The following is a 24,073-nucleotide window of genomic DNA, read 5'->3' as shown; positions in this document are numbered from 1 at the left end:
ATTCACGTGGACATAAACTATTACATTAATCGTTTAATAACTGACAAATTTTTGCTTTTAATGTATCAATCGCAAAACGGTTTTTACCACCACGTGGCACAATAAGATCTGCATATTGTTTTGATGGTTCAATGAACTGTAGGAACATTGGACGCACCGTATCATTATATTGTTCAATCACCGACTCCATCGTTCTGCCACGTTCTGCAACATCACGTTGTAAACGGCGCACAAAACAAATGTCTAACGGCGTATCCATAAATACACTCGCGTGAATAATGTTACGGATAGCGGGATCTGTCAGTAATAAAATACCTTCTAAAATGATCACTTTTTTCGCTGTCAATTTAGTCGTTTCAGGCATACGCGTATGCTCAGTGTAGCTGTACGTTGGTATTTCTACTGCATTGCCGTCACTCAAACCCTGTAAATGACTGCACAATAATTTATGGTCCATCGCTTGTGGATGGTCATAATTTGTTTTAACTCGCTCTTCCATCTCGAGGTGACTTTGATCACGGTAATAACAATCTTCAGTAATGACTGCAATTTGTGATTCGCCAAACTCAGCAACAAGCTCGCTATAGATTGTTGAAGAAAGTAGGCTTTTGCCAGATGCAGAAGCACCTGCGATTGCGATGATCACACAAGAGTTAGATGTATTATTCATTTATTAAATGATCCGTTAGGGCTTAAGACCCCGTTATTATAGAAATTTATAGTCCGTCATTCTAGAGTAAACCGAAAAATACCTATATTAACTTATAAAATAGCAGTATTAAGTTGAAAAATACCTACAATAAGTTAGTAAATTTTACAATCCGCTATAAAATTAACAAGGTTACGCTAGCTTAATCGGGATCGCTGTTGATATTGTGTGCGTTTGAAAAAACATTTTACTGACAATATCATTCGCGAGTTGCGCATACACAGCTGAAAACTCGGAGTCAGGTCGGGCCGCTACCGTTGGAATACCGGCATCGATATCTGCACGCAAATCGATATGTAGCGGTAATTGCGCCACGCACTCGGTATCAAAACGAGCGGCCATTTTAGTGACACCACCCGTACCAAAAATAGCTTCTTCATGACCACAATTATTACAAATATGCGTACTCATGTTTTCGACGACACCTAATACCGGCACTTTCACTTGTCTGAACATGCTGATGCCTTTTGCTGCATCGGCAAGCGCCACGTCTTGCGGGGTTGATACAATTAATGCACCTGTCACCGGAATGTTTTGGCTTAGCGTTAATTGGATATCACCCGTACCCGGTGGCATATCGATAAACAAATAATCCAGTTCACCCCAGTGGGTTTCACCAAGTAACTGCATTAATGCTTTACTCGCCATTGGCCCACGCCAAATCATCGCTTGATCATTTAAGGCAATAAAACCAATACTGTTTACCGCTAAACCGTGCGCGTTAATCGCTTGCATGGTATTGCCATCATAGGCCTCTGGGCGAGATTCGCTCACCCCCAGCATCAGTGGAATTGATGGTCCGTAAATGTCGGCATCCATGATACCCACTTTGGCACCCATTTTAGCTAATGCGAGCGCGGTATTAACCGTTGTCGTTGACTTGCCTACCCCGCCTTTACCCGATGCAATGGCAATCACATTCTTAACGCCCTTAATCGCAGGCGCATCATTACAGCGTGCAAGAGTGGCAACGTCTAACTTAATGACCCAATTAACGCGATCAACCCCTTTCATTAACAGTACTTTCGCTTCTAATTTAGTTTTGACTTCTTCTTCAAAATCTAATGATGGAAACGGTAAACGTATCTGAATTTCAACACAACCATCCTTGTTGCTAATTGTCTCTAATACATTAGTCTCGGCAATATTTTGTAACCAGTTTTTAGGTGTAAAAATACCAACAAGCTGAGTGATCTTTGTAATATCCATAACCGCCTCTCAAATTAAGTACGTAAGTGTTTAGCTTTTAAGCATTTATACTTTATTAATCTACTATATCAATCATAAAGTAAAGATTCACAAATAAATACGCTAAAAATAGCAGGGTTTTTAGCGTAACATCTATGCTTTAAAGGCCGTATCAGGTAACATCGGACAACTTTATTTTTAACCACAAGATGAGTCAGAATTTTATGACATCAGAACGCAAGATTTTAGTAACAAGCGCATTACCTTATGCCAATGGTCCTATTCACTTAGGTCATATGCTTGAGTACATCCAGACAGATATCTGGGTCCGTTTCCAAAAGCAACGTGGTCACACATGTACTTATGTATGTGCTGATGATGCCCACGGCACACCTATCATGCTTAAAGCGCAAGAGCGTGGCATCACGCCGGAAGCAATGATCGCGCAAACTAAAATTGAGCATATGGCAGATTTTGCTGATTTCAATGTTGGTTTTGATAACTATCATTCAACACACAGTGATGAAAACCGTGAACTAGCAAGCATGATCTACACGCGTCTACGCGATAACGGTCATATCAAAACACGTGTTATCTCACAGCTGTTTGATCCAGAAAAACAAATGTTCCTACCAGATCGTTTCGTTAAAGGTATTTGCCCTGAATGTAAGAGCGAAGATCAAAATGGCGATAACTGCGACAACTGTGGCGCAACATATTCTCCAACGGATCTGATCGAACCTCGTTCTGTTGTATCAGGTGCTGAACCTGTACTGAAAGATTCAGAGCATTACTTCTTCGACCTACCTGCTTTTGGCGACATGCTAAAAGAATGGACACGTTCTGGTACATTACAAGAAGAAATAGCAAATAAACTAGCTGAATGGTTTGAAGCCGGTCTACAACAGTGGGACATCAGCCGTGATGCACCTTACTTTGGTTTCGAGATCCCGGATGCACCAGGTAAATTCTTCTACGTTTGGCTAGACGCACCTATCGGCTACATGGGTAGCTTCAAAAATCTTTGTGATCGCAGCGATGACCTAGACTTTGATGAATACTTCAAGAAAGATTCAACGACTGAACTTTATCACTTCATTGGTAAAGACATCGTTAACTTCCACAGCCTATTCTGGCCTGCAATGCTTGAAGGTACGGGTTTCCGTAAACCGACTGGCGTATTTGCACACGGTTTTGTTACTGTAAACGGTAAGAAAATGTCTAAATCACGCGGTACATTTATTATGGCGCGTACTTACTTAGACAACTTAAACCCAGAATACCTACGTTATTACTACGCAGCAAAACTAAGCAACAAGATTGTTGATCTAGATTTAAATCTAGAAGACTTTGCCCAGCGCGTAAACTCTGACGTTGTTGGTAAAGTAGTTAACCTTGCAAGCCGTACTGCTGGTTTCATCTACAAGCGTTTTGATGCAAAACTAGCAAGCGAAATTTCAGAACCTGAATTATTAGCTGAATTCGTTGCAGCTGGCGATACCATTGCTCAGTATTACGAAACACGTGATTTCAGCAAAGCAATTAAAGAAATTATGGCACTGGCTGATAAAGCCAATGCTTACATTGCAGACAAAGCACCGTGGCAATTAATCAAACAAGAAGGCTGTGAAGCTGAAGCACATCTTGTTTGTACTATGGGCATCAATTTATTCCGTATTTTATCGGTTTACTTGAAACCGGTATTACCAGAGATGGTTGCTGAAGTTGAAACATTCTTAAATGATGAATTCAACTGGGATAGCTACAAAACAGTATTAACAGACCACGAAATCAACAAGTTCAAACCGTTAATGCAACGTGTTGAAATGGACAAAGTTGAAACTATGGTTGAAGCATCTAAGCAAAACCTAGTGGTTGCTGAAGAAGAAGTTGTTGAAGCGGCTGTTGAAGAGACGGCTATAGACCTTGCTTCTGACAAGCACATTAAGGAAGAGCCAATTGGTGAAATGATCGCATTTGATGATTTCGCAAAAGTTGACTTACGTATTGCTAAAATTGTTAAAGCTGAGCATGTTGAAGGCGCTAAGAAACTACTTAAGCTAACCTTAGATGTAGGCGGCGAAACGCGTCAAGTATTTGCTGGTATCAAATCAGCTTACGAACCAGAGCAACTGCAAGGTCGCTTAACGGTAATGGTTGCTAACTTAGCACCCCGTAAGATGAAGTTTGGTATGTCAGAAGGTATGGTACTTGCTGCTGGCCCTGGCGGTAGCGATATCTTTGTACTAAACCCGGACGAAGGTTCTGAACCTGGCATGCGCGTAATGTAATTAAGTTCGGTTATCTGAAGCGTTAATTAAAACGTTTCTAATACTGATTTTTAAAGGGACTCAAGCTTGAGTCCCTTTACTATTATATAACGTATGATTTATAACTAAATTAAAAACGATAAGAGATTTAAATGACAGCTCAAATTATCCTTGCTAAAGGCAAAGAAAAAGCACTTAAACGTAGACACCCGTGGATCTTCTCTGGCGCAGTACAGAAAGTAAAAGGCGAAGTAGCAGTTGGCGGTACTGTTGATATCATGAGTGCAGGCGGCGAATGGCTAGCATCAGGTAGCTACTCTCCAGAGTCACAAATCCGTGTACGTGTATGGCATTACGACCGTGGCGTAGAAATCGACCAAGCATTCTTTGAAAAACGCATCAAGCAAGCACAATCGCTACGTGATGAGTTAATCGAAGAGAAAGGCCTTACTGGCTACCGTTTAATCGCAGCTGAATCTGATAGCCTTCCGGGTATCACGATTGACCGTTACAACGATTTCTTAGTATGTCAGCTATTATCAGCGGGTGCAGATTTCCACCGTGAAACATTAGTAGCTGCACTAAGCGTGCTTTACCCAGAATGTAGCATCTACGAACGTTCAGACGTAGCAGTACGTAAAAAAGAAGGCCTAGAGTTAGTACAAGGTGTACTGAAAGGTGAAGAGCCACCTGAGGCAGTTATCATCGAAGAAAACGGCGTTAAAATTGAAGTTGATATTAAAGGTGGCCACAAAACTGGTTTCTATCTTGATCAACGTGATAACCGTAAAGCAGCAGCAAAATACGCGAAAGGCAAAGACGTACTTAACTGCTTCAGCTACACGGGCGGTTTTGGTGTTTACGCACTACAAGCTGGCGCTAAATCAATCACGAACGTTGATTTATCGCAACCTGCATTAGACATTGCTAAACGTAATGCTGAGCACAATGGTTTAGATCTATCAAACGCCTCTTTCGAACGTGCTGACGTATTCAAAATATTACGCCAATACCGTGAAGAAGGCCGTACGTTTGATACGATCATTCTTGATCCGCCTAAGTTTGCTGAAAGCAAAGCACAAATGAAAGGCGCTTGCCGTGGTTACAAAGATATTAACTTCGTCGCAATGCAAGTTCTTAAGCCAGGCGGCACACTGTTAACATTCTCATGTTCAGGCCTAATGGAAGATGGTTTATTCCAAAAAATCGTTGCTGATGCAGCACTTGATGCAGGCCGTGACGCTTACATCGTAGAGCGCTTATCACAAGCAGGCGATCACCCAACGGCTAGCTTCTATCCAGAAGGTTATTATCTAAACGGTTTAGTACTAAAAGTTTTATAATTTAGAGCTGTAACCTTGTAATAAATTGGTTTTAGTTGCAAAGTGGCACCCAGATAGAATTTTATTCTCTATTCAGTGCCACTTTTTAACAAGGCCAATTTTTATGAAAGCAAACCTCATTAAAGCACTTTCTAGCTTACCAGAATCACTTCAATGCCATGTTCTACCTATAATTTCTAAAGTTGATTTTAAAGGTGTCATTCATACTGACGATGTTGACTTATTACAACTGCATTCAGCACTAGAAACGCCTGAATTATTACTCAGTTTATTACCGTTAGCTGCAGCCTACTCTGTTGCCCCTATCTCTGATTTTAATGTCGGCGCAATTGCACGAGCTGAATCGGGTAATCTGTATTTTGGCGCCAATTATGAATTTACCAATCAAGCATTATTCAACAGTGTCCATGCTGAACAAGCCGCGATTAATAATGCCTTTAGCCATCATGAATCGGCTATTTTAGATGTCACAGTGACAGACAGCCCTTGTGGTCACTGCCGTCAGTTCATGAATGAATTACACTGTGCACCAACGTTAAGTGTCAACTTAAAAGCAACAGGTGTAAAAAGCCTAGCAACCTTGCTGCCTGATTCTTTCGGTCCGATTGATCTGGGCATTAGCGAATCACTATTAGCGGCTCAGCCTGTTAATTTGACCTTGCAACAAGAAAACGATTCATCGCTAGTACAAGCTGCATTACAGGCTGCTAATACCAGCTATGCGCCTTACAGCCATTGCCATGCCGGTATTGCCTTAGAAACAACAACAGGTAAAGTCATTACTGGGCGTTATATTGAAAATGCGGCCTTTAATCCGTCATTATCACCGCTACAGTCAGTGCTGATTAATTTAAATTTAGCCGGTTTCACATTAACGGATATAACAGCAATAATATTGGTTGAAAAAGCAGAAACTAGGATGAGTCACGCACAAGCGACACAAGTGCTTGTATCTGATATGGGGATTGAACATTATCAGCATGTATATGCTAATTAAATGACACGGTAAATCACGTTATTTAAACAGTTCGTGCTCTGTGACATAATCAATATTGTGCAAATGTGCAATTATTTTAAAATTTGTCACTGAGTTTCGTCCTGACTCTTTCGAGTGGTAAAGTGCTAAATCGGCTTGCTGAACAAGTTTTGGTATTAAGGTACAACTCTTTAATTCTGTAAAGCCGATACTCATCGTCATGCTTTTTGCTTGTGGAAAGTTATAGCCTGCAATCGTCTCTCTTAAGCGCTCTAGTATATGTTCAGCGGTACTTTCATCGGCGCATTTAAACAATACGCTAAACTCTTCACCGCCATAACGGAAAATATAATCCTCACTCCGAAAATTACATTTCATTAAGCCCGCCATTAATATTAATACTTCATCACCAATAACATGACCAAACTGATCATTCACTTTTTTGAAGTTATCAATATCTAACATGGCAAGATACCAAGCACAATGCTCATCAATTTGATCGCGGCGTTCATTATGATCATGGCCAGTGATGACCTCCATCATTTTATTATTAAAGGTTTGTCTATTGAGTAGTTCGGTAAGCGGATCAAGTCTGTTCTTAAATAAGATATGTTGCTGGTTAGCATAAATATGTAATACATTTATCGCCGTATTGAGTTGTTTTGTACTCGCTATATCACCCAGTTCATGCGCCGCGACGACAAAACCAATAACTGACTCACCATGGCAGATTGGAATGTAACTCACCCTTTCAGCCAACGATTCAGAGATGTGGATCTTATTATCTTGCAGCTTTTGGTAGAGGTTATCAATGTCTTGTGAAGAGAAGTCTAAACAAGATAAGTTATCACATATTAACGCGGCGCTCTGCTCTTTCAGTGCCTTCTTTACAGAAAATACAGCAATGCGTGAGGTTGCCAAAATAGCCTGCATAGACGCGAATAGAGTAAGGTCCAGCTTTGCTTCATCTTCCGATTCAGTTAACGCGATAAACCATTCATGTGCACATCCATTAAATGTTCTTAACATTCATTCATATCCTTTGCGCCCTATTAATAAATGAGTTTAGTTAACAAAACATAAAATTGAGAACAAAAAAAAGCGCATAAATGCGCTTTTAACAATATGTATATTTATAACAGAGAGTTAAAGCACGCCTAACTCACGTAAACGTTCAGTCAAATACTCATCAGCTGTATAACGTTCTGATAATACAACGTCTGCTTTAGGGTGCAAGAATAGCGGTAATGATACGCGTGCTTTCGTCATATCTGCGCCTTCAGGATTGATCACACGGTGTGTCGTAGATGGGAAGTAACCACCAGACGCTTCTTGTAGCATGTCACCAATATTAATAATAATGTTACCAAAATCACTTGGTACATCTAACCAAGAACCATCTTGCTTAAGTACTTGTAAACCAGGTTCATTAGCCGCAGGAAGTACTGTTAACATATTAATGTCTTCATGCGCAGCAGCGCGGATCGCACCCACTTCTTCATTACCTGTCATTGGCGGATAATGTAAAACACGTAATAACGTACGTGTACTTGCTTCAACCATCTTCGATAGTGGCATGCTGTATTTTGCCGATACATCAGCTGGAGAGAATTCTTCAACCCAGTCAAGTAGCTCAGCAGCAAGTGCATTCGCTTGCTCGTAATACGCAAGAATATTTTCTTTTAGTGACTCAGGGATACGTCCCCAAGTGTATACATGGAAATACTCTTTAATATCTTTAACACTGTGGCCTTTTGCTGTTTCAGAGACAGTCGCAGGAAAAAAGCCGTCTTGCGTTTCAGGCTTGAATAAAAAACCGTGCTTTTCTTCAGTTTCAAAGAACGCTTGCCATTCAGTGTAAATAGTTTGAACTAGCTCAGGGTTAATCGGGTGATTCGTTAATACACCAAAGCCCGTTTCACGAAGCGACTTTACGAACGCTTCAGCGCTGTTTTCAGCGCGATAATCAATTGCTGCTAATGTCATTATTTATACTTCTTTATCAAAAATTTCACGAATGATAAATTTCATTAACTATTATGTCTACTGTTAAAGTCTATTTCCCCCCTATATTTTGTCATGAAATCTATACATTTCCTTATTTATGTTCACAATCGATACAATTAACCTTTGAATGAAAGCAGATACAAAAAGGGATGGCATCATAGCCATCCCTTTAAATTCAGATTAAATCTAAAAATTAGACATTACTTATCTAACTTATTCAAATAAGTAATTGTTGCAGCTAGCTCTTCTAATGTTTTATGTGCACCAGAATTTACCAAGTATTTACCTTGTACTAAGAACGCTGGAACAGAGGCAATATTAGCATTCGTCACCACAGTTTCAGCTTTAACCATTTCTTGATACACAGCTTCGTGTTGAGCTTCGCTTAAATCGATAGGACTCTGCATATCATATTTGTTGAAAATGCCAATCATCTCAGCTTTTTTCTCGGCTGGCGTCATTGCGACTTCAGGCTCTTCTTCTACTTTACCTTCACCGTGATCATGATTGTCCGCACCATTACCACTTTGCGTATACGTAAATAGGTCAGTCATCATTTCGTGGCTCGGCTTGCCATTATTTTGAATTGCTGCAGCATAATAAACATAAGCCGAACGTTGCGCACTTTCGTTAAACGTTACATGGGTTTTAGCAATATCAATTTTTGTCATCTCTTCAATTGCAGGGATCATCGTTTCCATACCTTTACAATTACCACACGCTAACGAGAAGATCTCGACTACATTCGGTAAATCTGCCATTGGTGTCGGTATGATGGCATATTCAGTGCCTTCTTTTGGATTATTGTCTTCGCTACAGCCACTGAGTGCTATTAACGATACAAGCACGAACAACAAGGGTTTAAAGATAGATTTCATCATGATATTAGGACCATTAGTTTAAGATGGGGATAGAAATAATCGAGAGATTATAATGAATAATTACCACTGTCGAATATTATTACCTAGCTTTACTTTCATTATGATGTAGATCAATCGAGCCTATATAAAGAACAATATAAATGACCGCCTGACCATAATTGGTCATTAAATATGCCGTATTTTAAAATGATAGCATAAAGTATTAGGCAAAATATTAATAAAGGTGATCTAGCTACAGCTTATTATATAAACAAATATACAATAAAAAGTCTTGTCGCTATTATCCAGCGCTCTTGTGCTATGGCATAAACCAACAACCAAATAATGTTCTGAAGGATTAAGTAACATGCATTTTTTATCTAGTTTCAAAGGGCGTATCATCACCGTTGTCATGTTACTTGTTATTTCATCACTGGTGATTGCGAGTTTCATTTCTTATCGACAATTATCTACCTCTATTGTAGGTAACATTGATAAATATTCACATTTACAAGTTGATAGTACCGCAGATAAAGTGAATAGCTGGTTTCAAAGTATTAAAAAAGGACTTGTAACAACGGCTCCATACTTTGCAGTGCCGCGTGATGAAGCGCAGTTATTGCTTATGGTGAAACAATTATCTCTCGCTACCGACGCCAATGATATCTTAGCCGCTTATGAAGACGGCACAGCCATTACCGCAATAGACGGTAAACTAAGCTTAGAAAGCTATGATCCACGCGTCCGCGATTGGTATAAAGACGCGAAACAAAAAGGCGAAACAATCATAACCGGGATCTACAGTGATGCTACAACGGGTGGATTGATGATAAGTATCGCAGAACCTTTTTATTATAATAGTCAATTTACTGGTGTGTTATTAGCTGATATCCGCTTAGAGACTGTCAGCAACTTTATTCAAAATTCCACATTTGAAAATACCACGCTTAATTTATACGACATGACAGGCATGACGATTGCGTCAACAGATAATCGTCAAGTTGTAGGTAAGCCTTTAGACTCAGCTAATGCTGCCTTTACCCCATTTAAAAACACGCTATCAAATAATCAAAAAGGCACGTTTGAATTTAACCAAGGCCAGATAACAACACTGGCTTATTTCACGACATTAAACCTAGATGATAGCATTTCTTGGAAAGTCGCTATCACAGTAGACAAATCGTCACACTTTATCGAAATAGCTGAAAGTTTAGATAGCGCATTTATTACTGGACTTATCCTAGTTATCTTAGCCAGCATTATCATTTTGATGGCGTTAAATCGTTTATATCAACCTATCCTATCGTTAAAGGAAACAATCGTAGATTTAGCGGAAGGTAACGCCGATTTAACACGTCGAATTAAAATATATAGTAATGATGATTTAGGTCAAATAGCACAAGCAGTAAACAAATTTACCGCTAATTTGCAAAGTATGATGTTAGAGATATCTCAGTCAACTGAGCATATATCTGCAGGTATTAACGCACTGCGTTCACAAACAGAACATAATAATAATGTTCTGCTAGATCATGCGAGTGAAACCGAACAAATTGTTGTTGCGATCACCGAAATGAGCTCGACAGCTGATAGCGTCGCTCAAAGTGCTGCTCAGTCTGCTACCTTTACCCAAAAATCAACAGATGAAGCCAAGCGTTCTAAAACTGTGGTTCAAGGCGCTGTTTATGGTGTAGCCGAACTAGTGACTGAAGTTGACGCTATGGCGGTAAGTATTCAGACCATGAACGAGGATACCAATAAAATAAGTTCTGTACTCAGTGTCATAGGTGAAATTGCCGACCAAACTAACTTGCTTGCGCTAAACGCCGCCATTGAAGCAGCCCGAGCAGGCGAACAAGGCCGCGGCTTTGCAGTGGTTGCGGATGAAGTCAGAACATTAGCAGCCAGAACACAGCAAAGTACATCTGAAATTAATGACATGTTAACGCGATTACGTCATGGTGCAGACTCAGCAGTCAAAGCAATGCATACAACAAAATCGAGTTGCGAACAAACCGCAGAAACAACAGAAAGCGTTAACGACAGCCTAGATTCAATGACTGAATCAGTGTTACAAATTAATGATTTAGGGATTCAAATTGCGACTGCAGCTGAAGAACAAAGCTCTGTAACAGAAGAGATAAACCGTAATATGACATCAATTCAAACAATGGTTTATCAGTTAACAAGCAACAGCGACAAAACTCTCAATAGTTCACATGAACTGGCAAACAACAATGCGCATTTAATGGCAATAGTAAGTAAGTTCAAACTGAAGTAACACAGCGCTACTTATCAGTGGTGTTGCCCCTTTATCAAGCAGGGTAGCACCCCTTCCCCGTCTTCATCATGATTTATTACTTAATGGTTACAACTGCTTTATTTACGTGACATAGATCACCTACCTATAACTTTAAATGCGATATCAATATTTCCTGCCGATAAGCTTATAACAAGTAATTGCGATAGTGTTATCGCTGTTTAACGCGAGTCTACACTCTCGATTCGATTTATTATAAGGATGTCCACGTGAATTTTTTATCAAGTTTTAAAGGCCGGATAATTACAGTAATTATGTTACTGCTCATCACGACGCTAGCAATATCAAACTTTCTATCTTATCGCCAGCTATCAAGTCTAATGAAAGCCGATATAGATCAGTATTCAACGCTCAAGGTCAGTAGTACATCCGATAAGGTTAATGCATGGTTCCAAACGATCAAAGATGGTCTAGTGGGTACAGCCCCTGATTTTGCAATTGCCCGTAATGATGATCAGATCAATCTTATGGTACAGCAAATAAATGCGTCAACAAAAGCAACAGACATCCTCGTTGGCTTTGAAGATGGTGGCTCGTATAGTGCACTATCTGGAAAACGTTTTGTAAGCGATTACGACCCACGTGGACGAGATTGGTATATAGAAGCAAAACGCCAAGGCAAAACCATTATTACACCTATGTATAAAGATGCATTTACCCAGAACTTATTAGTCAGCATTGCCGAACCTTTCTATAAGAATGGTCAATTACAAGGTGTTCTACTGGCTGATATCGAATTGAATATCCTTGAAGATATCGTCAAAGCATCGGCATTTGCACATGCAACTACCAGCTTATATGACGAATATGGCACAGCCATCGCATCAACAGATAAAATCGACAATCCAGGTGAATCTAAACTTGCAGATGATACAGCCTTTACCCAGTTACAACGAAAAATGTTAGCTGAAGATCACGGTAAGTTCACTTTATCTGTAAATGAAAAAGAAAAAATAAGCTACTTCGAATCCGTTAAACTCAATGAGCAATTAAGCTGGCATATATTAGTAACGCTAGATAAAGAAGGCCACCACGCTGTTATCACTGATAGTCTAGAAGACTCAATCATTACGGCGATTATTTTAATTCTTATTGTATCGCTACTGATATACGTAGCCCTTAATAAGCTTTACCAACCCATCATCGCATTAAAATCGACCATTCAAGATCTTGCACAAGGTAACGGCGATTTAACACAACGTTTGGAAGTGACAAGTAAAGATGATTTAGGCCAAATTGCAGAGGGCGTAAACACCTTTATTATTAACTTACAAAATATCATGCTGGAAATATCGCAATCCACAAACCACATTTCCAATGGTATTGAACAACTACGATCACAAACAGAGCACAACAACGCCGTGCTAATCGATCACGCCAGTGAAACAGATCAGGTTGTTGTTGCTGTGACAGAGATGAGTTCGACTGCTGACAGCGTGGCTCAAAGTGCGGCACAAAGTGCAACGTATACCCAGAAATCAACGGATGAAGCACACCAATCTAAAAATGTCGTTGAAGGGGCAGTAAGAGGTGTGGCCGATTTAGTTAATGAAGTCGAAGCAATGGCACTTAACATTCAAACCATGAATGAAGATACCCATAAAATAAGTTCAGTTCTCAGTGTCATCGGTGAAATTGCCGATCAGACTAACCTACTCGCATTAAACGCGGCAATTGAAGCTGCACGTGCAGGCGAGCAAGGCCGAGGATTTGCGGTCGTTGCTGACGAAGTGCGTACGCTTGCAGCAAGAACGCAACAAAGTACTTCTGAAATTAACGAGATGTTAACGCGCTTACGTGGCGGTGCAGATACTGTTGTTAAAGCAATGGATATCACCAAAGCCAGCTGTCAACAAACAGCGGACACCACTGCTAGCGTCAATGACAGTCTTGATTCGATGACTAATTCTGTTATGCAAATAAACGACCTTGGTATTCAGATTGCTACAGCCGCCGAAGAGCAAAGTTCAGTCACCGAGGAAATTAACCGTAACATGACAATGATACAAAATATGGTCTCGCAATTAACTGAAAACGGTGAGAAAACCATGGACAGTACGCATACACTTGCAAGTTCAAACGAGCAACTTGTGGCTATCGTGGCACAATTTAAATTAGGCTAATCCCTCCTTATTAAGGTCTGTTTTAAGTCTTGTCTTTGGTATTAATTTAATACCAAAGACACTTTAAATCGCGCCATGAATAACCTATTAACAATCAAATTAACAGCACCAAGAACAAAACCATTAAACCTGAACTCTCTCACACTGTCATACCTCACATTTAGTACATTCAAAAACACTAAGTAAACATAGGTTTCCATACTGTACTTTAAAGAAAAAACAACCAAGTTTAACTTAAACATATATATATCAACAACATAAACCTTAAACTTTAATTTAAGAATTAAATTTTACTTTATAAAATAGGTAATTAGACAGCTTGTCCTATATAATATTGGTATTATAATCTGTCTAATCATTAAGGAACATTTGTTGTGAATTCTCTGTTAAGTTTTAAAGGTAAAATTATTGCCAGCGTAATACTTTTACTCACCATTTCATTGGTCATTTCTGCTGTTATTTCCAATAACCAGATGTCCGCTTCAATGGTATCGAGTATTGATAAATACTCTAAACTAAACGTATCGACGACTACCGATAGAATTACAACATGGTTTAGCACAATGAAAACAGGCCTTACAAAAAGTGCGCCTGATTTTGCGATTCGTCATGAAGACAGCGAAACGCTGCGCATGGTAAAACAGATCGAATTTGCAACACAAGCGAATGACATTGTCGCTAGCTATGAGGATGGCAGTTTATACAGTGCCTTACACGGTAAAGTCGATATTGATGCACGAGAACTAGATTGGTACAAAGATGCCAAAATGAAGCGAAAAACCATCGTTACGAATATTTATAAACATTCTACAACAGGTGAATTACTGCTCAGTATCGCTGAACCATTTTTCACCAATGGTCAATTTTCGGGTGTGCTGCTTGCCGATATTAAATTAGGTATATTGCAAGAAATGGTAGAACGTTCTGTACTTGAAGATTCAGTGACGACACTCTATAACAAAGAAACAATGGCAATCGCCACCACAGATCCACTAGAAATAGTTGGCCAAAAAGCACCAAACCGTAATAAAGAATACACCCAATTAAAAACACATATTGAAAATAACGATCAAGGTATGATCGAGTTAGATGATTATGGTTTTGCGAAAATCGTCTATTTCTCAACATTAGTATTAGATGATAATACCGTATGGAAAATCATTACGACCCTAGATAAAAAATCACATTTAGCCGCAGTTAATGAGAGTTCACAAATATTATTACTCTCGAGTATTGTACTGGTATTACTTTCATCACTTGTTATTTATGTGAGCTTGTCACGCCTATATGCACCAATCCTTGCACTAAAAGAGATGATTAACGACCTTGCTAGAGGTGATGGTGATTTGACTCAGCGCCTCATTGTAACGCGTAATGATGATCTAGGGGAAATAGCCGAAGCTGTTAACCGCTTCATTATTAACTTACAAGAAATGATGCTCAAAATAGCGAATTCAACAGTACATATCTCGACAGGTATCAGTGAGCTACGAAACCAAACAGAACAGAATAACCAAGTATTAACTGAGCATGCAAATGAAACAGAGCAAGTCGTTGTCGCGATCACCGAAATGAGTTCGACCGCAGACAGTGTTGCACAAAGCGCAGCTAAATCAGCTAGCTTTACGCAGCAAACAACCGATCAAGCCAATCAATCAAAAGTTGTCGTCGATACCGCAGTGTCAGGTGTTGCAGACTTAGTGAATGAAGTTGAATGCATGGCAACAAACATTCAAACCATGAATAACGACACCAAAAAAATCAGTGCGGTATTAGGCATCATTGGTGGTATCGCAGACCAGACTAACCTACTTGCATTAAATGCAGCTATTGAAGCAGCGCGCGCTGGTGAGCAAGGTCGTGGGTTTGCGGTTGTTGCAGATGAAGTACGCACATTAGCTGCGCGTACCCAACAAAGTACCTCTGAAATTAACGAAATGCTTAATAATCTAAATCGTGGTACTGACAGCGTAGTCAATGCGATGGACGCGACACGCACAAGTTGTGAGCAGACGGCAAATACCACAGCAAGTGTGAATGAAAGTCTCGATTGTATGACGAACTCCATTGTACAAATCAATGACCTTGGTATTCAGATCGCAACGGCAGCCGAAGAGCAAAGTTCTGTGACCGAAGAAATTAATCGTAATATGACCGCGATCCGCACCATGGTGACACAGCTTACTCAAAACGGAAACAAGACGATGGATAGCACACACGACCTATCGAATTGTAATGATGAGTTAACGCAAATAATCAGCCAATTTAAACTAAAATAGCAATTAAGCATAAATGAAACATTAAGTTAAAATATCAGACTTTATATTACTTTATATCAATTAATGAGTATAAAGTCTGATCGTTTATTAACAAGCCAGTATTTCTCACCACATTTTACGTTACAATCACTTACAAAATCCTACACCAGCTTTCATATGAATGATACGATATGCCAAAAATCGAATAAAGCTGAATATATAACCAAAAATCAGCTTTATAGCAACATTTGTAACCATTAAAGGGTATTTGTTAACGTGAATTTTCTATCAAGTTTTAAAGGGCGAATAATCTCTGTCATTATTTTGCTTTTAATAACGACTTTAACTATTTCTAACTTCTTTTCTTATCGCCAGCTATCTACTTCAATGTCGAGTAATATCAATGATTACTCTATGCTAAAAGTGGATACAACATCGGCAAAGATCAACGTTTGGTTTCAAACGATTAAAGAAGGTTTAATCGCGACTGCGCCTGACTTTTCGCAAGCACGTGATGATGAACAGTTACATTTAATGGTTCGACAAATCACAGCTGCAACAAAAGCGAGCGATATTGTGGTCGGTTTTGCAGATGGTCGCTCTTATGGCGCGGCAAGTGGTAAACGCGACCTTGCGAGTTATGACCCCCGTACTCGTGATTGGTATACACTCGCACAACAAAAACGTGGCACGATCGTAACAGCCATGTATAAAGATGCCCTGACTAAACAGTTACTGATTAGCATCGCTGAACCCTTTTATCAAAATGGTCGTCTGGCAGGTGTGTTACTTGCTGATATCGAGCTAGGTGTATTGAATGATATGGTACGTAACTCGGCATTTGCCAATGCAGTAACTAGCCTGCATGACAATCAAGGTACGACCATCGCATCGACAGTACAAATTAATAATCCAGGTCAAAGTAAATTAGCTGACGACATAGGTTATGCGCAACTACAGCAAAAAATGCTGAATAATGATGAAGGTGTCTCTGAATTCAACGTCAATGGCGCAGATAAAGTCAGCTACTTTGAAAACATCAAACTTGATGATGCAATGAACTGGCATTTAGTTATTACCGTAGATCAATCAGCGCACTACGCTACAGTAAAAGAACTATTAGAAGAGACATTACTTGGTGCTCTGCTGCTTATTATTATCGCGTCAGCCATTGTATATGCCGCACTTAACCATCTATACCGCCCTATTCTCGCGTTAAAATCAACGGTCGTTGACCTTGCCCACGGTAATGCTGATTTAACCCAACGCCTTGCCGTAACAAGTAATGATGATTTAGGTCAGATAGCCGAAGCCGTTAACCGTTTCGTGATCAACTTACAAGATATGATGTTAGAGATCTCTCAATCTACCGATCATATATCATCAGGTATCGAGCAATTAAAATCGCAGACTGAACACAACAATAAGGTATTAGTGGATCACGCGAGTGAGACTGACCAAGTTGTTGTTGCAGTTACCGAGATGAGTTCAACAGCAGACAGTGTTGCGCAAAATGCAGCACAATCAGCAACCTTTACCCAACAATCAGCCGATGAAGCGCATGAATCAAAAGCCGTTGTTGAAGGTGCTGTACATGGTGTTGCAGACTTGGTAAATGAAGTTGAAGCGATGGCGTTAAACATTCAAACAATGAATGAAGATACTCACAAAATCAGCACAGTATTAAGTGTCATTGGTGAAATTGCCGACCAAACGAACCTACTTGCGCTAAACGCTGCAATCGAAGCCGCACGTGCTGGTGAGCAAGGTCGTGGTTTTGCCGTTGTTGCCGATGAAGTACGCACCCTTGCGGCTAGAACACAGCAAAGTACCTCTGAAATTAATGAGATGCTAACCCGCTTACGCAGTGGTGCAGACATGGTTGTACGTGCGATGGATATCACCAAAGCAAGCTGCCAACAAACAGCAACAACCACTGCTAGCGTGAACGATAATCTTGATTCAATGACAACCTCTGTGATGCAGATTAATGATCTTGGTATTCAAATTGCGACTGCGGCAGAGGAACAAAGTTCTGTGACGGAAGAAATCAACCGTAACATGACAATGATCCAAAGCATGGTTAATCAGCTTACTGATAATGGTAATAAAACCATGGACAGTACCCGTGAACTTGCTAGTTCAAACGAACAGTTAGTTGCGATTGTAGGTCAGTTCAAACTGAGATAAACCCTCTTGCTAACCTAGCAATATTGTAAAATTGTAAAATAAAATGATAAAAAGGCCTTTAGTTCAGAACTAAAGGCCTTTTTATTAACAAATGAACGCTAAGAGAATAAACCCTTTATCCACTCGCGCCCTGCCGTTTAAGCAACTGAATTAACAGCATCCGTTAAGATTGCCACAACCACATCAATTTCTTCAGGTTGGATAATCAGTGGTGGTAACATGCGGATAGTAGAACCAAAACGCCCGCCTAATTCGATAATCAAACCACGACGTAATGCCGCTTGTTGAATCGCTTTTGCGCGCACGCCATCTTGTGGCAAGTTACCTAGCACATCACGTGTACCATTAGGATCAACAATCTCGATACCTAGCATCAAACCACGACCACGAATATCGCCAATAACAGCTGAGTCAATCGCTTCTAAATCATGCTTTAACTTCGCGCCCATCGCACCTGCATGCAGATGTAATTGGTTTTCAGCAAGGTGGCGCATAACTACCATGCCTGATGCCATTGCTAGCTGATTACCACGGAAGGTACCCGCGTGCGCACCTGGCTGCCATTTATCAAAGTCACTGTGATAGATCACAGCAGCTAATGGCTGACCACCGCCTAACGCTTTCGATACCACGATCACATCCGGTTCAATATCAGCGTGTTCAAATGCAAATATTTTACCCGTACGACCCATGCCCGCTTGAATTTCATCAATAATAAGCACGATGCCGTGACGTTTCGTGATATCACGTAAACCGCGTAACCAAGTAGGATCTGCCGGTAATGAACCTGCTTCACCCTGCACTGCTTCAACGATTATAGCCGCTGGTTTAGCAACACCTGATTCTGGATCTGTTAGCATTGTTTCTAACTGGTAAAGACTGGCTTTAATACCTGTTTCACCTAAACCATACGGGCAACGTGGTGCATACGGGAATGGCATGATTTGCACATCCGCGCCCGTCATGCTTAATGCTGATTTAGGTCCTAAGTTACCCATCATTGCTAACGCGCCATGCGTCATGCCGTGATAAGCACCCGAGAAAGCCAGAATCGAACGACGACCAGTGGCAATTTTAGCCAGCTTTAACGCCGCTTCAACCGCATCTGAACCACAAGGGCTACACATTTGAATACGTGCATTAGCCGCCATATTACCCGGTAGTAGATCCAATAACTGCGTCATAAACTGATCTTTGACTGGCGTCATCAGATCTAATGTTTGCATTGGTACTTCGGACTGTACTGCTTCTATCAAAGCAGCTGTCACATCGGGATGACTGTGACCCAGTGCCAACGTACCAGCAGCAGCTAAACAATCAATAAAGATCTGTTGCTGAGTATCTTCAACAAAGATACCTTGGCCGCGTTTTAACGCAAATGGCAAACGACGCGGATAGCTGCGAGCATTTGACTCACGCTGTTCTTGGCGTTGTAAATAGCTATTAGTCGCTAGCACTCGTGCTGGCTGACTAAGAAACGAATCCAAGTTTAACGCGGTAGGCATCGCTGCGCGCGTCACTGGTTTATCGTTATTCATTTCAGTCACATAATTTAAAACTTCGCTCACGTCGTTTTCAACCTTCTTTGATCTTTTATTCATCATTGCCACCTTGTGAAAGGTATCATTCATATTGTTGCTGATATTCAGCAAGATTAAGCTTTGCCTAATGTCGCTTTGAAATCCTGATAGTCAAACTGATTCAGGGTTTCGATCTTACCTTCGACACGTTTACCTTCAACATGCTTCCCATCAACACCGTCAATCGTCGCACGTTGAAAATAGATGCTTGGCATTTTCAGGCCGTTAAACCAGTTCAGTTTCACCATGGTATAACCCGCTGAATCTTTAATAGTTAAACGATCGCCGACTTGTAATGGCTGTGGGAAATTGGCTTCACCAAATATATCCCCCGCCAAACATGAACAGCTGCCAATAATGTAAGGGTGCTCGCCGTCTGCAGTTGCTTCAGCAAAACTAGCAGGTTCGTTATAGATAAGGGTATCTAAACGGTGTGCTTCCGTTGCACTGTCAACAATCGCAGTTTTCTTATCATTTTCAACGATGTCTAGTACCGAAACGACAAGGTCTGTGGTATCGGTAATAACGGCTTCACCCGGTTCAAGATACAACTGCACTTGGTGTTTTTCAGCAAAGACTTTCAGTGCTAATGCTAATTCAGCCACTGGATAACCTGGGTAAGTGAAGAACAAACCACCACCCAAGCTCACCCAAGATACTTGATCTAAGTGCGCTGAAAACTGCTGTGAAATTGTATTAAGGATAGTGTTATAAGCAACAAAATCCTTATTTTCACAATTCATGTGGAACATCAAACCATCAAGTTTAGCGACAGTTTCAGCTGTTAGCCCCGCTTTTTTAACGCCTAAGCGCGAATAAGCACGTGCAGGATCAGCAAGATCTTGCCCTGCGTAACTTACTTCAGGGTTAATGCGTAAACCAACACTGCTTGAAGCTGGTAACAAAGACTGCATGCGTTCCAGTTGTGATACCGAGTTAAAGATAATTTTATCGGCAATATCACGCACAGCAATCACGTCATCTTCGCTGTAACCCACACTATAAGCATGTGTTTCACCGGGAAATGTCTCGTGACCTAGTTGCACTTCATACGGACCACTGCTGGTTGTACCGTCTAAATATTTACTGATGGTATCGAATGTTCCCCATGTCGAGAAACACTTCAATGCCAATACCAATTTCACATCCGATAGATCTTTTAACTGCTTGCAGATCTCAAGATTGCGCAGCAGTTTATCTTCATGGATCATGAAATACGGTGTTTTAAGAGGCGTAGTTAACGCCTCTGTTGCAGTCGCTTTATCAGCTGACATTACTCGCAATCCAACTCTTGAACTTCCCAGTCTAGACCAATGCGTGGCATCAATTCTAAGAAGTCATCTGGGTTAAGCTGTTCTACGTTAAATAGACCTTTTTCACTCCACTTACCTTGGAAGTAAAGTAATGCTGCAGTGATTGCTGGTACGCCTGTTGTATAAGAGATCGCTTGATGCTCAACTTCGTTGTACGCTTCTTCGTGATCACAGATGTTGTATACGAATACGCTACGTGGCTTACCTGCTTTAGTACCACGAACCCATGTACCGATACATGTTTTGCCCGTGTAACCTGACGCTAGTGAGGTTGGATCTGGTAAGATCGCTTTTAATACTTTCAGTGGTTCAACGGTAATACCGTCTGTTGTGGTAACAGGCACTTGGCTTAATAAACCAATATCGCGCATTACGTTGAAGTATTTAAGGTAGTTATCCGAGAAACCCATCCAGAACTCAATACGTTTTGCAGGAATGAATTCAGCTAAAGAACGTACTTCATCGTGCGCCATTGAATACACTTTTTGCTGACCAACAACCGGGAAATCAAATTCCATTACACGGCTGTGGCAAGGTACTTGATGCCATTCTTTGTTTTCAAAATAGAACGAGTCGCCTAAGATCTCTAACATGTTTGTTTCTGGATCAAAGTTAGTTGCAAAGCGTTGACCATGATCACCCGCGTTTACATCCATTACGTCAATGCTGTCGATTTCGTCAAACAAATGCTTGTATGCATACGTTGCGAAAACGCTTACTACGCCTGGATCAAAACCTGCACCTAGGATACCTGTGATACCGGCTTTTTCGAAGTCGTCACGGAATGCCCATTGTGGGTCGTAAGCTTCAGGTACTTGCTGACCTTCGCTACATAGATCCGTTGCAACAGATGTGTCTAGGTAAGCTGTTTTAGTCGCTACACACGCAGCCATGATAGCTACGTTAACCCACGGAGGACCGGCATTGATTACTAGATCTGGATTTACTTCTTCAATCAGTGCGATTAGCTCATCTTTGTTATCAACGTTGATTTCACGTGATACCAAGTTGCGAGTCTTGTCTTTTAAGTTGTCGCGGTGATGAACACTGGTGATGATCTTGTCACATTTAGCGATTGTGCGTGAAGCGATTGTGATATCACCAAACACGTCATTGTTTTGAGCACATTTATGGGCAATAACCCAACCAACACCACCAGCACCAATTTGTAATACAGACATATCTATTCCTTAAACTTATTCTTTATTGTTATGTTATAAATGGCTGACCTATTCAAAGTACATCAACCACTGTTCTATTTATTTCTAGCCGTTTCTACAAGCTGTTTCATACAGATTTATTTTGTATAGGCCTGTAATTCAGCAAAATCCGCGATCTTAGTAAACAAGCTTTCAAAATCATGAAGCTGTAAGCATGGATTCAAAATCGTCAGTTTCAGACAGGTATAACCATTGATTTTGGTTTCGCCTAATACCGCTTGGCCAGCAGTTAGCAGATCTAAACGTAAACGCTGATTGATCATGCAGATCTGTTCTTCACGTTCAGTACTTACGTCGCCACTTGTTATTAGATCGTTATATCTGAACAACACAGTGCTTAGTTGCGGTTGTGCTAACAATTCAAACTTGTCAGTCGCTTTGACTAACGCGCCTACATCTTGAGTTAGGCTGATAAGATGATCGTACATCGCACCAAATTTATCCGTACCTAAGGCTTGCATAGACATCAGCAGTTTTAACGCATCAAAACGTTTCGTCGTGGCAATTGATTTATCAACCAAGTTTGGCAGTTCATCAGTTTCGCGATTCAGGTAATCAGCGTGATGTAACAAGTATTTAAAGTTGTGATTATCACGAATCAATAATGCGCCACAGCTAATCGGTTGGAAGAACAACTTGTGGAAGTCGGTACTGATTGAATCAGCCAACTCGATACCCGCCAAACGATCTTTGTGTGAACTTAAGATCAATGCACCACCGTAAGCACCATCAACGTGGAACCACATATTGTGTTGTTCGCTAATAGCCGCAATCGCTTGTAAGTCATCAATCGCGCCAAGGTCAGTGGTACCGGCAGTACCAACAACACAGAATGGCATCAAGTCTTGTGACTGTAAGTCAGCAATCGTTGCTTTTAGCGCGTCAATGCCTAAACAACCAAACTCGTCAGTCGCGACTGTAACAACAGCACGCTCGCCCAGTCCCATTAACGATGCCGACTTTTGCACGGTAAAGTGACTGGTGTGTGAACATAGGATGCGCAGTTTTTCCGCGTAACTTGGTAAACCGTCTTTTTGAACGCTTTCACCCGAGGTTTGTTCTACAACGCGGTCACGTGCTAATAACAGCCCCATTAAGTTACTTTGCGTGCCACCACTGGTAAACACACCGTCAGCGCCATTATTGGTCGCCGATTGCACAAGGTCATAACCAAACAGTTCACACAACCAATCTGTCATTTTCTGTTCTACATAAGTAGCAGAAGACGCTTGGTCCCATGAATCCATTGATTGGTTAAGTGCCGAGATAATTGTTTCAGCAGCCAGTGCAGGGATTAACGGTGGCGTATGTAAATGCGCAATACAGTGCGGGTGTTGCACGATAATTGAGTTTTTACCAATGAGGTTAACATTGTTGGTGATGATTTCAGCAAGCGGCGCAATCGGCGTTTTACCGATTGGCATTGCCATGATTTTCTCATTCAGTTTTGCTGGTTCAAGACCTGAATACGGCGCCTTAACAGTAGTAAACATCGCTGATAACTCGCGTGCAGAATGCGCGATAGCGTTTAAATAATTCGGTTGTGCTTGTGGATCTAGATGTACGAATACATCAGACCAATCACTGTTGTGATTTGAATTTTGGTTTGAGTTTTTCATCATTCTTCAAATTTTAAATAAAAAAATGCGTATTCGAATGCTAAATCACGCTAAAAACGGTTTAACCATTTTTAAAAAGAGTCTAGGCAAGCGAACA

The 24,073-nt window shown here is 40.7% G+C and carries 16 protein-coding genes; 7 read left to right on the top strand and 9 right to left on the bottom strand.

The window, feature by feature from the left end:
• Positions 1–25 precede the first annotated feature (25 nt).
• Complete coding sequence (gene udk / locus FR932_RS05590) at positions 26–670, bottom strand: uridine kinase (protein WP_019439831.1); 645 nt, start codon at positions 668–670, stop codon at positions 26–28.
• Positions 671–841: 171 nt separating this feature from the next.
• On the bottom strand, positions 842–1,918 hold the full coding sequence (gene apbC / locus FR932_RS05585; protein ID WP_019439832.1) for an iron-sulfur cluster carrier protein ApbC: 1,077 nt from the start codon (positions 1,916–1,918) through the stop codon (positions 842–844).
• A gap of 203 nt (positions 1,919–2,121) precedes the next feature.
• Between apbC and metG the strand changes: the two genes are divergently transcribed.
• The 3 genes from metG (at position 2,122) to cdd (ending at position 6,507) form a co-directional block, all read left to right on the top strand.
• The gene (gene metG, locus FR932_RS05580; RefSeq protein WP_019628788.1) at positions 2,122–4,188 is read left to right on the top strand and encodes a methionine--tRNA ligase; all 2,067 of its coding nucleotides are present in this window, start codon (positions 2,122–2,124) and stop codon (positions 4,186–4,188) included.
• A gap of 131 nt (positions 4,189–4,319) precedes the next feature.
• Complete coding sequence (locus FR932_RS05575) at positions 4,320–5,510, top strand: class I SAM-dependent methyltransferase (protein ID WP_019439834.1); 1,191 nt, start codon at positions 4,320–4,322, stop codon at positions 5,508–5,510.
• A 103-nt stretch (positions 5,511–5,613) separates the two neighbouring features.
• Complete coding sequence (gene cdd, locus FR932_RS05570) at positions 5,614–6,507, top strand: cytidine deaminase (RefSeq protein WP_019439835.1); 894 nt, start codon at positions 5,614–5,616, stop codon at positions 6,505–6,507.
• Positions 6,508–6,525: 18 nt separating this feature from the next.
• On the opposite strand, the gene FR932_RS05565 is transcribed toward cdd, so the two are convergent.
• The 3 genes from FR932_RS05565 to FR932_RS05555 all read right to left on the bottom strand — a co-directional run bounded on the left by FR932_RS05565 (position 6,526) and on the right by FR932_RS05555 (position 9,374).
• Positions 6,526–7,515 (bottom strand): GGDEF domain-containing protein, encoded by a 990-nt coding sequence (locus FR932_RS05565; RefSeq protein WP_019439836.1) that lies wholly within the window; start codon positions 7,513–7,515, stop codon positions 6,526–6,528.
• A gap of 117 nt (positions 7,516–7,632) precedes the next feature.
• Positions 7,633–8,472 carry a 2OG-Fe(II) oxygenase family protein gene (locus FR932_RS05560; protein WP_019439837.1) on the bottom strand — a complete coding sequence of 280 codons (840 nt, stop codon included), beginning with the start codon at positions 8,470–8,472 and terminating at the stop codon, positions 7,633–7,635.
• Between the two features lie 221 nt (positions 8,473–8,693).
• Positions 8,694–9,374 carry a thioredoxin domain-containing protein gene (locus FR932_RS05555; protein ID WP_019439838.1) on the bottom strand — a complete coding sequence of 227 codons (681 nt, stop codon included), beginning with the start codon at positions 9,372–9,374 and terminating at the stop codon, positions 8,694–8,696.
• Between the two features lie 346 nt (positions 9,375–9,720).
• Here FR932_RS05555 and FR932_RS05550 point away from each other — a divergent pair, with 346 nt between their 5' ends.
• The 4 genes from FR932_RS05550 to FR932_RS05535 all read left to right on the top strand — a co-directional run bounded on the left by FR932_RS05550 (position 9,721) and on the right by FR932_RS05535 (position 18,244).
• Positions 9,721–11,634, top strand: a complete 1,914-nt coding sequence (locus FR932_RS05550) for a methyl-accepting chemotaxis protein (RefSeq protein ID WP_019439839.1) — start codon at positions 9,721–9,723, stop codon at positions 11,632–11,634.
• A gap of 248 nt (positions 11,635–11,882) precedes the next feature.
• A complete protein-coding gene (locus FR932_RS05545; RefSeq protein ID WP_019439840.1) occupies positions 11,883–13,796 on the top strand; it encodes a methyl-accepting chemotaxis protein in 1,914 nt (637 codons plus the stop codon).
• Between the two features lie 374 nt (positions 13,797–14,170).
• The gene (locus FR932_RS05540; RefSeq protein ID WP_019439841.1) at positions 14,171–16,075 is read left to right on the top strand and encodes a methyl-accepting chemotaxis protein; all 1,905 of its coding nucleotides are present in this window, start codon (positions 14,171–14,173) and stop codon (positions 16,073–16,075) included.
• Positions 16,076–16,330: 255 nt separating this feature from the next.
• On the top strand, positions 16,331–18,244 hold the full coding sequence (locus tag FR932_RS05535) for a methyl-accepting chemotaxis protein (RefSeq protein WP_026032035.1): 1,914 nt from the start codon (positions 16,331–16,333) through the stop codon (positions 18,242–18,244).
• Between the two features lie 137 nt (positions 18,245–18,381).
• Here the strand turns inward: FR932_RS05535 and FR932_RS05530 are convergent, their stop codons facing one another.
• From FR932_RS05530 to FR932_RS05515, 4 genes are all read right to left on the bottom strand, one after another.
• A complete protein-coding gene (locus FR932_RS05530) occupies positions 18,382–19,848 on the bottom strand; it encodes a diaminobutyrate--2-oxoglutarate transaminase family protein (protein ID WP_244963934.1) in 1,467 nt (488 codons plus the stop codon).
• A gap of 50 nt (positions 19,849–19,898) precedes the next feature.
• A complete protein-coding gene (gene nspC, locus FR932_RS05525; protein ID WP_019439844.1) occupies positions 19,899–21,098 on the bottom strand; it encodes a carboxynorspermidine decarboxylase in 1,200 nt (399 codons plus the stop codon).
• The gene (locus tag FR932_RS05520) at positions 21,098–22,318 is read right to left on the bottom strand and encodes a carboxynorspermidine synthase (RefSeq protein ID WP_019439845.1); all 1,221 of its coding nucleotides are present in this window, start codon (positions 22,316–22,318) and stop codon (positions 21,098–21,100) included. Before FR932_RS05520 ends, nspC begins: the two co-directional genes overlap by 1 nt.
• A 116-nt stretch (positions 22,319–22,434) precedes the next feature.
• Entirely contained in the window at positions 22,435–23,979 is a 1,545-nt protein-coding gene (locus FR932_RS05515) for a pyridoxal phosphate-dependent decarboxylase family protein (protein WP_019439846.1), read from the bottom strand.
• Between the last annotated feature and the right edge of the window lie 94 nt (positions 23,980–24,073).

The sequence above is a fragment of the Moritella marina ATCC 15381 genome (assembly GCF_008931805.1).
Lineage (GTDB): Bacteria > Pseudomonadota > Gammaproteobacteria > Enterobacterales > Moritellaceae > Moritella > Moritella marina.
Note: the sequence above shows the minus strand (reverse complement) of the source record. Positions and strands in the feature narration are given on the sequence as shown.

Excerpts from the sequence above, each read along its gene's own strand:
- udk (WP_019439831.1), bottom strand. The coding sequence starts at position 670 with ATGAATAATACATCTAACTCTTGTGTGATCATCGCAATCGCAGGTGCT.
- FR932_RS05520 (WP_019439845.1), bottom strand. The coding sequence starts at position 22,318 with ATGTCTGTATTACAAATTGGTGCTGGTGGTGTTGGTTGGGTTATTGCC.
- nspC (WP_019439844.1), bottom strand. The coding sequence starts at position 21,098 with ATGTCAGCTGATAAAGCGACTGCAACAGAGGCGTTAACTACGCCTCTT.
- FR932_RS05515 (WP_019439846.1), bottom strand. The coding sequence starts at position 23,979 with ATGATGAAAAACTCAAACCAAAATTCAAATCACAACAGTGATTGGTCT.
- cdd (WP_019439835.1), top strand. The coding sequence starts at position 5,614 with ATGAAAGCAAACCTCATTAAAGCACTTTCTAGCTTACCAGAATCACTT.
- FR932_RS05565 (WP_019439836.1), bottom strand. The coding sequence starts at position 7,515 with ATGTTAAGAACATTTAATGGATGTGCACATGAATGGTTTATCGCGTTA.
- FR932_RS05560 (WP_019439837.1), bottom strand. The coding sequence starts at position 8,472 with ATGACATTAGCAGCAATTGATTATCGCGCTGAAAACAGCGCTGAAGCG.
- FR932_RS05530 (WP_244963934.1), bottom strand. The coding sequence starts at position 19,848 with ATGATGAATAAAAGATCAAAGAAGGTTGAAAACGACGTGAGCGAAGTT.
- apbC (WP_019439832.1), bottom strand. The coding sequence starts at position 1,918 with ATGGATATTACAAAGATCACTCAGCTTGTTGGTATTTTTACACCTAAA.
- FR932_RS05575 (WP_019439834.1), top strand. The coding sequence starts at position 4,320 with ATGACAGCTCAAATTATCCTTGCTAAAGGCAAAGAAAAAGCACTTAAA.
- FR932_RS05550 (WP_019439839.1), top strand. The coding sequence starts at position 9,721 with ATGCATTTTTTATCTAGTTTCAAAGGGCGTATCATCACCGTTGTCATG.
- metG (WP_019628788.1), top strand. The coding sequence starts at position 2,122 with ATGACATCAGAACGCAAGATTTTAGTAACAAGCGCATTACCTTATGCC.
- FR932_RS05555 (WP_019439838.1), bottom strand. The coding sequence starts at position 9,374 with ATGATGAAATCTATCTTTAAACCCTTGTTGTTCGTGCTTGTATCGTTA.